We start from the raw sequence: 10,267 nt of genomic DNA, 5'->3' as shown, positions 1-10,267 counted from the left end.
AAGCGTTATTGGTTAAAAAAAGTGAGCCAGCTTTAATTTCGACTAATCCACCATTGCCTATTCCTCCAGGTTCCACAGTGCTGAAGATGCTGCTATTGTCAAGAGAAACATCACCTGAAACATTGATACTGATGTTACCCGCATTTCCCTGTGCAAGCCTAGGATTTTCTTGACTCTCAGTTTCTCCACGCACCAAGGTTTGTATTTGAGTGCCATTGGTTAAGGAGAGTGAGCCAGCTTTAATCTCGACTAATCCACCGTTACCAATTCCTCCTACTTCCACATTATTGAAGATGGTACTTTTATCAAGGGAAACACGACCACTATTACCGTTATCAGTTATTAAAAATATCAATCCAGCATCTCCTCTCCTAGTGGTTTGAGCTTGCAATTTACTGTTTAGAATTGAAATCTCGTCACTAGCATGAATATATATATTCCCAGAGATAATTTCCTGATTCGCATCGACTCCAGTAGCGACAGAGTTAGTTGTGGTCAAATCACTATCATCAATCAAAACTGTCTGAGATGTTAAATTACTCCCGATTAAAATAAGTCCCAAATGCCCATCACCGGAGATTTCGCTGTTCGTAATATCAATGCGATCGCTTGCATCAATGAGAATATCACCTGCCGTATTCTCTTCACTTTCGGTTTTTAATTTACTCTTATCAATGACAACTGTTTGAGGTTTTGAATAGCTTCCAATCAAAATACGTCCCAAATTCCCATTACCGGAGATTTCGCTGTTCGTAATATCAATGCGATCGCGTGCATCAATTGAAATATAACCTGCCCTTTGCTCTTCACTTTCAGTTGTTAAGTTACTCTTATCAATGACAACTGTTTGAGGTGTTAACTTGCTCCCAATCAAAATACGTCCCAAATGCCCATCACCGGAGATTTTGCTGTTCGTAATATCAATGCGATCGCGTGCATCAATGAGAATATCACCAGCGAACCCAGAACCATCATTATCAACGATCAAGGTAGCTGAATTTAGAAAAACTGACCCATTTGTAGCTTGAAGGCTAATGGCGTTGAAGTTACTGATAGTATTGTTGTTACTTTTAGTTTCAATACTACTTTCGGTATTAAGGGTGATATTACCTCCAGCCTTTACAGTGATATTACCTCCAGTACTGTCGTTAGTTTGGTCTGCAGAAGCATTTAAGCGTCCATTCAGCGTTATATTCTCCCTGGCTGACAGCGTGATGTCACCACCCAAACTACTGTCATTATTATTGTTATTGGCATTCGGAAGAGCAGAGGTATCAACTGTTCCCTTTACCGTAATATTGCTACCAGCCAATAAAGTCACCCTGCCATTGCTAGCCTCGTCCTTGGTAGGGAAGGTAAAAATCTTACCATTGAGAGTGATTTCACTTCGGGAATCAACGAAAACAGAACCGCCCTCATAAATATCAATAGAGCCAATTGTAATCCCGTTGGGACTACTCAGTGAGGAGTTAGGTTGGTACTGATTAGTCAGGAAGATAATGCCTCCACTATTTTCAATAGTATTGATGCTGATATCAGCACTCGTTCCAGTTACCCCTATTTTAAGCGGGTTCGGAGTGAAGGTATCCTCATCAAACTCGGTGCTATCAGGAGTTCCTATAGCAGTGGTTCCCGCCCGGATATCAAGAGTTGGTTCAGTGCTACCGTTAATGTCAATCTTTTTCCCATCGGATAAGGTAACAGTTTCGGCAATGGAGTTACCTACCGTATCTGCACCTGTAATCATGACATTCCCAATCGTCACACTTCCCCCAGCCAAAATATGCAGCGAGGCTCCCTTATAACTATCAAAACTTACATCCCCACTCGCCCGAATCACAGGATCACCGGGACTAAATAAATCTCCCAAATCACCATCCAACGTTTCAATCCGGAAATTTCCCCCACTCCAATAGTGGATATCACCTCCTACCCGGTTTGCACTCCGCAACACCATATCCCCACCCGAAAACAAACCACTATTCGGGTGACTCAACGCCACAATATCAACCCCTTGATTCCCCTGCACCAGCAACGTTCCCCCCGCCGCCGCCCTAAACGGATCGGTTGCACTATCCCGCGCCCGTACTGTATCCTGAGCCAAAAGCGTCAAATCTCGTCCCGCCTGCAACTGCCCCTGCAAATCCAGAGTCCCACCTGCTAGCGTTAAATCTTGCCCAACTCTTAAATTCCCCTCATTAGTAATCCTCCCCGCTTGTGCGCCATACTGCACCCCAACTGGAACACTCATCGTCAGCAACGGCGGCGCTTGGGGATTACTCGCACCAAACTCCTCCCCACCGGGAAAGACAAAGCGATCGCCTGTACTCGCCACAAACGAACCCTGAATATCTAACCGAGCATTTTGCCCAAAGAGAATACCATTAGGATTGAGTAGAAATAGATTCGCCGCCCCCTCTACCCCCAATGTCCCCAAGATATTAGAAACATTAGACCCCGTGACACGGCTAAAAATATTATCAATCCCGGCTGGATCAGCGAAATAAGCCCGTTGTCCGTTATTAACATTAAACTCAGAAAAACTATGGAATAAACTACTTCCCCGTACAGCCCCCCCATCGATGCGATCGCCCAGACTTCCGCCAACATTTACATTAGGAGTAACTTGAGAGCTTTCATTTCCCAACGTCGCATCGGGAAAAATCTGAGCGAAAGCCGGAAGACTCAAACAAGCTATCCCTAGAGAAAAAAATCCCGCGACTCCTCTAGCTAGCTGAAAACCTACTCTGTTAGTCTGATGACTCCAGGGCTTATTCACGGCGGTATCTCTGGCAAAGGTTGATTGTGCTTTCTATCCTAGCCCCGTTAGATTTGTTTGTCACTTCTTGACATTAAGGTTTAAATGCCGAACAGCTTAGAACTATTGGTGCAGCTTATTATCTGGTACTATTCTTCGTATAATTAACTCATAACGCCGCCTATGCGTAACCGAATCAGCAGGTCATTCAGAGCATCTTTTGCCGATGGTGCGGCGGGTAGTTTGCTCGACTGACTGGCTTGTTCTAATTCTCCATAGAGTCGTTCGTATTCTCCCCGATGAAACTCTATATCAGTATTTTCTATTTTAGATTGTTCCACACCTGCTAATTTCTGGGCAATTAAGTCTGAAATATAGGATAACTTAAATTCTTCATTCAATCTGAGCAAATTCGCCTCCACTTCACCCGTTTTCATTAAATAAATACCCGTTAGCAACACTCGATAAACATAAAGAAGAGGCTTAACGCGACGCGGACATTCTTTTTCAAACAGTCGCCACTGGGTTCGGGCAAAACCCAAGTAGTGATGGCTGTGGTGGCGGGTGATGCACCCTTTCGCGATCGCTCTCAATTCTTCATGTTCTGGAGTTGTATGAACAATGAGGGGAGAGTACAATTGCTCTAAGACATAACCATTCTTTTTCAGGAGGAGGGAAAAGAACTTTTTGATATCGTGAGTAACTATATCCAGTTCCAATCCGTCTCTAATTTCCGATACTTCAATCGTCTCACATCCTGTTTCTAGTCCGACGACTTCTTGTAGCGGTAAAATATGACTACCGCGCAAATCGTAATCAGAATCGGGTGAAGGAAACCCATACAAATGCGCCCCGCTAATGGTGATAAATAATAGCGGATACGGCTGTGCAGCAATAGCGGGAAGTAAGCGATTTTGTCTTTCAATCATGATTTGCCTGATTTTTAAAAAATATCTCTACCGATTGGGTTAAATCGGATTAATCGGAAACCTTCGTAGGAGTGCAAAGCCTTGCATCCTCCTCAATGCTTAATTTAATTGATAACGCTTACGCCCAGAAAATATAGGGGTGTACAGCCTTCATTTGTGTCAACTTAAGCTCAAAACTCTGCAATACCTTGATTTGACCCCTCCCTAACCCTCCCCTTGCCAAGGGGAGGGAACTCGGATGACTTTTAGTTATTCTGCCTAATCTTAATGTACTGACACTGAATCCACTAAACAACTCTTTTGTTTATAGGGTTGCTGACAGGGAAAGGGTTGCTCAATAAACCAGTGTTGACACCCATCTTGCGACAGAGACGAAACTTGACTTCCCGCACTTTCATAAGCGCCATGCATACAAATATTACCCTTGTGTTCTCGTAAAATTGATTGTGCTGTTTCTATGGAAAACTTGCCTTCATTCACTCGACATAAATGTCTGACTCGCCCTTCTCTGGAATCAATGGATAGCGATTCAGAAAATCCCCCTTCAGAAAAAATGCTGGCAAAATCAAAATCATCGTCTCCAGTACACCATCCCCGATTCACCGCATATTGAATTACCTTTGGATGGCGCAGATCACCCGAATTTCGGATACTGAGATTATTAGAAATTGAGCGAGTTCCTTGCTGCACTCGTTCAGCCACCCAATACTCACCTGCGGTTTCTAATACCCAGGCTTCTTGGAAATCTGCCAGAATAAACGAATTATGATAATTCATGGCAAAGTTTTCGGCACAATTTCCCCCTTGTCCATATTTGTTTAGCAAGGAGGTGATGATATGAAGCGCCTCTAAAGCTGTTTTACCTCTTTCTAATCCTAACCGGACTAAATCCATACCTAACAAACCTTTTGTTTTATAGGCTTCAACTGTCCAAACGGCTTCATTGCCAATCACAACGCCATATTCATTTGCCCCCATTTCTGCGCCCCACATCCATCGGGGTTTGGAGAGGATTACGGCTAATGTTTTCTCAACTTGTGGAATTGAGATATAGGTGCATTGAACTGTCGTGTCTGAGTTGTATTTTTTGGCGACAATAACGACAACATCTTGAATTTCACCTTGGGGGCGATCGCTATTTTTCCCGAAAATAACGTTACCGTTGATTGTTGAATTAGGTAAGGCAACAAATGTATCACACATAGGATTTATCAATTTGAATTTAGAAACAGGTGGTGAATGGAATAAGGGATTTAATGGTGTATAGACGTAGCCTGCTACGTCTATACAAGGTTATGATATGTGGCAAATATTTTGATATTTCATTATTCATTATAGGAAGGAATGCGAATATTTAGGGCGAAGACAGCGCAACTACGAACGACTCCGCCTTGCTTGAATTAAGAAGGCGTTGGCTTTTTCATAATCTGGGCGTTCGGGTAATGATGTTTTCCTCAATGCTTCATCAAATTGATCATGTAATGCTAACCGCCAAGCATTTACCTCTTCCCAATCCATTTCTCCCTGACGAATCGCTAGCAACTGCTGTCGATAGTCATCGACTTTAACGGGAACAAAGCCTTCTTGGAGGATAGTAATCCCCGATAACAATAAACGGATCAGATGCATGGCGTGTTTTAAACGAACCTGTCCTTTTGTGCGGAGATCTTGCTCCATTTTTTTGAATTGGGACATAACATAACCGTTATAGGTCTGATAGACTAATTGAGAGAGAAACATTTCTCGCTTCTCTAGCAAGTCTTCGGCTAAGGGTGTTGCTGTCTCGATTAAGGGAGTATACAAGCATTCTAAAACATTGGGATTGGCTTTAAGTGCCAAGATTAAAAACTTTTGCAATTCCCAATAACATTCCTGATTTTCTGAGTTTTCTAACTGTTCTGGAATACCATAAAGTGACCAGTGAATATCAGCAGGGGGTAAGTAAATCCCCCGACGGTCAATATCTGAGGTTTCCTGATCTAAACCAAAAGCCCTAGATCCCACAATACAGCGATAGATGACATACTCGTATAATTGGAAATCACTCAGGCTATCGGCGGCTTGCTGTAATCCTTCGCTTTGAAAATGCTTACGGATACTAAACTCCTGTCGATTCAGGGTGATTTCAACGTCATTAGGCAAACGGATGCGATAAGCATGGGAATTATCGGTTGGCGATTTGACGATAACACCAACAGCACCCCGTACACATAACGGTTCATTGGCAGAATTTTTTACCTCAACACGACTGACAATTTGCGTACCGACGGGCAGGATTAAGTTAGGATTCATTCAGTGAATTTGCAGTGCGATCGCGAGAAACAGATCGTTGCTCTCCGTAATTGTATTATATCTGTATTAATTATACTACTCAAACATCAAGGGAAACAATTGACACAGGAATCGCGGACTGTCCTAAACTGATAGCAAACACAGAAGACGAATCAGTCCATGGGGCAGAAACGGGCGATAGTATGCGGATATTATGGCAAGGGCAATGGGGGTGATGAGGCGTTACTGGCGTCGTTGCTACAAATGCTGCCCAAATCAATAACACCACTGGTGCTTTCGGGTAATCCTAACCAGACAAGTAAACGCTATGGAGTACAAACTTGCGATCGCACCTCAGCGTTTCGTGTCCTAGAAGCCTTTAACCAAGCCGATAGTTTTATCTGGGGGGGTGGGAGTTTAATCCAAGACGCCACCAGTGCCATGAGTCCAGTTTACTACAGTGGGTTAATGGGATTCGCCCAACAAAGGGGGTTAAAAACCCTGGCTTGGGCGCAGGGAATTGGTCCGTTGCAGCGTCCTCTGACGCGCTGGATGGCACGACAATGTTTTCAGGGGTGTACTGGCGTCAGTGTACGCGATCGCACCTCAGCCGCCCTCCTAGCCGATTGGCAGGTGCCGTTTCGGGTTGCCCCTGATCCAGTGTGGGCATTAGACTCAACCCCAGTACCCGGATTGTGGGATTTACCGGCACCGAGAGTCGCCGTTACTTTGCGATCGCACCCAAATCTCACCCCTGAGCGTCTCGCCAACCTTACCCAAGCTCTGATACACTTCCAAGGGGCAACTAAAACCTGTATACTACTTGTGCCATTTCAGGCATCTCAAGATCTGAGCATCGCCCAATCCATTGCCTCCCAGCTTCCGGATACCCATCAGATTTTCCACCTCGAGGAACCCAAACAATTAAAAGGATTGTTTCGCGGGGTAGAAATGGCAATTGGGATGCGCTACCACAGTCTGATTATGGCAGCAGCCCAAGACTGTCGCTGTTTTGCCCTAAGCTATGACCCCAAGGTTGACTCCCTCATGGCAGAACTCGACTTGCCAGGATGGAAGTTAACGGAAATACCCGATGATCCGAACGCGATCGCTCATACCTGGATCGATTACTATGCCAATGGTAATCCCAAGAGCCGCGATCAAATCCAATCCTTAGTGGATCGGGCATTAATGCATCAAGATTTGTTGGTAGACATTCTCGTCAAGGAGTCCTGAAATTGATCGAACAAAGGCACAAGGCAGAAGGCATAAGGCACAAGGGATGGCTATGCCCTATTTATGGTGATCAGGAAACGTTATTATTGAATTCAGTCAAAGGCTTGCTGAGTAAGGCATTTCCTGCTAAAAGTTCCCCATCAACTAGGGTTTTCACCCGAAGTACCGAAGATCCCACAATTTGTAATCTGGCAAGTTTTGTGCCTTACTTTGGGGAGGAGTCACAAACGAGGAAATCCTAACTAACCCTGGCTCCGAGCCATCCGGCAGCTTAAAACACAAGATACTGGTTTATATAAATAACCCCTTAAAATTCATAATCCATAATTCATACTTTGGTTGATTTGTGACCCTCTGGATGAAGAGCCATGAGTGATTCTGACACCCCAAATAAAGAGCCTCTCCCGGAGTCCAGTCAATGGACAGATGAGAGTGCTGAACATAACCCCGATGAGCAAGAGAATCCTGAATCTCAGACGCTGCTCAACCTCTTTCGGATATCCGATAGGAAGGAGGATGAACCACAGCCGGACGTCGAAATTGACCAAACTGTCGAGTCAGACTCCACGATAAACATTGAGGCAGAAAATCGCCATCCCGAATCACTCCCTACCCTGGCAGAATCTCGTAACAAAGAGCCTCTACCGGAGTCCAGTCAATGGAGAGATGAGAGTGCTGAACATAACCCCGATGAGCAAGAGAATCCTGAATCTCAAACGCTGATCAACCTCTTTCAGATATCCGATAGGAATGAGGGTGAACCACAGCCAGAGCTTGAAATTGACCAAACTGTCGAGTCAGACTCCACGATAAACATTGAGGCAGAAAATCGCCATCCCGAATCACTCCCCACCCTGGCAGAATCTCGTAACAAAGACGCTGATTGGTTTGCCCTTGCCCAAAAAATGCGCCAACGCAATCGCCGCTTGCTCGAACAAATTGCTCAGCTTCAGAACGCCCTGACAGAAAAACAGGACGCCTTAAACGCCGAGATGCTGCGATCGCAAGAGCAGGATAGTCTCATTGTCCGCCAAGGGGAGGAACTTAACACGCTGCAAGAGCAATTAACTCGTCTGTTCCATACCCTAGAATCATCCCATCAAGCCGCCCAACGTCAGCAAATCCTGATTGAAACCTTATCAGATCAATTACAAAGCTCTCAAGAACGAGTGGCACAACTGGAACGGGAATGTGCTCTCACCCAGCAACGTTATAACGAACAGTCTCATCAATTGCTGCAATCGGCTAATACCTGTCGAGAACTGAAAACCCGCTTACACCGACAGCAACAGCAAACCTTACAATTTAAGGTTGCCCTAGAAAAATGCCTGGAAATGCCGAACCGTCAGGTAGGCGAACCCCAACCCACCCGTCCGAAACGGGATACAAGCGGTGTTGTCCCGAAAGCCCAACCCATCCAACCTTGGTCAGCTCAACAGGATTTCTTAGAAGAGCAATCTTATACTAATACCGATCCACTTTGGAATCGTCCACTCCAACTCGACTCATTATTAGTTACCTCCGCTTCAGATACCGAGGAATTTACTGAACCCAGGGAGTATCACCCATCGACAAGTCCAATTGACTCGACAATCACCCCGATTCCAGAGAGTACGGCGGCGGAATTAGAAGCAGAGAGACAGCTTCTGGCTGAAATGAACTCTCTGGCGCAAGCGTCAGGGTTATCAGAATTGGCATACGATTTAGTTCAGGAGCAAAGCCATTGGCTGCTAGAAGCTGGAACTGATCCAGAAACAGTTGATGAATCCGGAGTATCTTCAAAAGAGACATCAGAGGCTGAGCTGGCTGAGGATGAATGGGATGATGAAAATGAGGTGAGTCTCCCTCAACCCAATTGGCCCTCACCTGTAGTTTATCCGCTACGGCGTCCGAAAAAGATTAAATCGTTGGCATCAATTGAGTTACCGAGTTTCCCCCGGTATCGCCCCGTATAAATGACAGATTTAAAACAGATGGCTAAATCCTTAGAGCATCAAGAGCGAGATACCCTGAATATTCAATTACTCGTTCTGGATATTGATGGCACAATCGCAGGTGAATCCAACACCATTACAGAACCTGTAAAGCAAGCCATTCGGAAGATACAGGCAAAGGGAATTCAAGTCGCGATCGCAACGGGGCGCATGTACTGTTCTGCCTTACGCTTCCATCGGGAGGTTGGTTCTACCCTACCCATCTTGGCGTATCAAGGCGCATGGATTCAAGATCCCGCCACGGAGACAATTCACCGTCATTTATCTGTCTCCCGTGCTAGGGCTGAACAATTGTTAGATTATTTTGAGAGTGACATGCTGCGATCGCAGCTTTCGGTGCATTTCTATATCAATGACCAATTGTATGTCCGGGAAATCACTCCCGAAACCCAGCGCTATGCTCAACGGGCAGATATTCAACCCCTATCGGTGGGTGACTTGCGTCAGGTACTTACCAACGAACCCACTAAGGTATTAGCCCTGTGTCAGGATACAACCGTTATCGACCAATTATTTAGCCGATTGCGCCAGCAATACACTCCCGCCGAACTTTACCTCACCAAATCAGTAGCCACTTTCTTTGAAGCCACCAATCCCCTCGTCAACAAAGGAGAAGCCGTGCGCTACTTAGCAGAAGACGTGCTGGGACTATCCGCTCAAAATGTTATGGCAATTGGCGATAACTTTAACGATATCGAAATGTTGGAATATGCGGGGTTTGGCATCGCCATGAGCAATGCGCCTCTAGAAGTCCAGGCGATCGCGCAGTGGGTAGCTCCCTCTGTTGAACAAGACGGCGTAGCTACAGCCATTGAAACGTTAATTCTTTAGTCCCTAATCCCCAGTCATTTTGATCAGAAAGGGAACCGACGACTGTCCGTGTTTCGTCTCGGTTCCCCCGCTGGTTCGCTCCTCACACATTCAGAATCATACCGGAATGAGTGGGAATTGTCACGCCTTGTAAAAAAAGTTGTTTTTCTACCGGGCTAAGATAAAAAAAATCTTACCGGAAAAGCGATGGGTGAAGGCTCCCACGCTCTTTAGCTGGGAGATGAAACCGAGCGAACCGTCTAGGTAGC

The 10,267-nt window shown here is 45.3% G+C and carries 7 protein-coding genes; 3 read left to right on the top strand and 4 right to left on the bottom strand.

Annotated elements, in window-relative coordinates; genetic code table 11:
- The 4 genes from ACLGGO_RS33965 to ACLGGO_RS33950 form a co-directional block, all read right to left on the bottom strand.
- A partial coding sequence (locus ACLGGO_RS33965; protein ID WP_446422622.1) for a two-partner secretion domain-containing protein occupies positions 1–2,779 on the bottom strand: 2,779 nt, incomplete at its 3' end.
- 143 nt (positions 2,780–2,922) lie between these two features.
- Positions 2,923–3,687: a nucleotidyltransferase domain-containing protein gene (locus ACLGGO_RS33960; protein WP_446422621.1), complete on the bottom strand. Its 765-nt coding sequence runs from the start codon at positions 3,685–3,687 to the stop codon at positions 2,923–2,925.
- A gap of 264 nt (positions 3,688–3,951) precedes the next feature.
- Positions 3,952–4,890, bottom strand: coding sequence for a C69 family dipeptidase (locus tag ACLGGO_RS33955; RefSeq protein WP_446422620.1), 939 nt, complete (start codon positions 4,888–4,890; stop codon positions 3,952–3,954).
- Positions 4,891–5,061: 171 nt separating this feature from the next.
- On the bottom strand, positions 5,062–5,979 hold the full coding sequence (locus tag ACLGGO_RS33950) for a nucleotidyltransferase domain-containing protein (RefSeq protein WP_446422619.1): 918 nt from the start codon (positions 5,977–5,979) through the stop codon (positions 5,062–5,064).
- Positions 5,980–6,138: 159 nt separating this feature from the next.
- On the opposite strand from ACLGGO_RS33950, the gene csaB reads away from it, so the two are divergent.
- The 3 genes from csaB to ACLGGO_RS33935 all read left to right on the top strand — a co-directional run bounded on the left by csaB (position 6,139) and on the right by ACLGGO_RS33935 (position 10,019).
- On the top strand, positions 6,139–7,194 hold the full coding sequence (csaB, locus tag ACLGGO_RS33945; RefSeq protein ID WP_446335563.1) for a polysaccharide pyruvyl transferase CsaB: 1,056 nt from the start codon (positions 6,139–6,141) through the stop codon (positions 7,192–7,194).
- 368 nt (positions 7,195–7,562) lie between these two features.
- On the top strand, positions 7,563–9,149 hold the full coding sequence (locus ACLGGO_RS33940) for a hypothetical protein (protein WP_446422618.1): 1,587 nt from the start codon (positions 7,563–7,565) through the stop codon (positions 9,147–9,149).
- Positions 9,150–10,019: a Cof-type HAD-IIB family hydrolase gene (locus ACLGGO_RS33935; RefSeq protein WP_446422617.1), complete on the top strand. Its 870-nt coding sequence runs from the start codon at positions 9,150–9,152 to the stop codon at positions 10,017–10,019. It abuts the gene before it with no gap.
- Positions 10,020–10,267 lie beyond the last annotated feature (248 nt).

The organism is Coleofasciculus sp. (assembly GCF_046565525.1).
In the GTDB taxonomy this organism is placed as follows: Bacteria; Cyanobacteriota; Cyanobacteriia; order Cyanobacteriales; family Coleofasciculaceae; genus Coleofasciculus.
The sequence above is the reverse complement of the archived record's forward strand: the minus strand, read 5'-3'. Positions and strand labels throughout refer to the sequence as shown.

Excerpts from the sequence above, each read along its gene's own strand:
- ACLGGO_RS33955 (WP_446422620.1), bottom strand. The coding sequence starts at position 4,890 with ATGTGTGATACATTTGTTGCCTTACCTAATTCAACAATCAACGGTAAC.
- csaB (WP_446335563.1), top strand. The coding sequence starts at position 6,139 with ATGGGGCAGAAACGGGCGATAGTATGCGGATATTATGGCAAGGGCAAT.
- ACLGGO_RS33960 (WP_446422621.1), bottom strand. The coding sequence starts at position 3,687 with ATGATTGAAAGACAAAATCGCTTACTTCCCGCTATTGCTGCACAGCCG.
- ACLGGO_RS33935 (WP_446422617.1), top strand. The coding sequence starts at position 9,150 with ATGACAGATTTAAAACAGATGGCTAAATCCTTAGAGCATCAAGAGCGA.
- ACLGGO_RS33940 (WP_446422618.1), top strand. The coding sequence starts at position 7,563 with ATGAGTGATTCTGACACCCCAAATAAAGAGCCTCTCCCGGAGTCCAGT.
- ACLGGO_RS33950 (WP_446422619.1), bottom strand. The coding sequence starts at position 5,979 with ATGAATCCTAACTTAATCCTGCCCGTCGGTACGCAAATTGTCAGTCGT.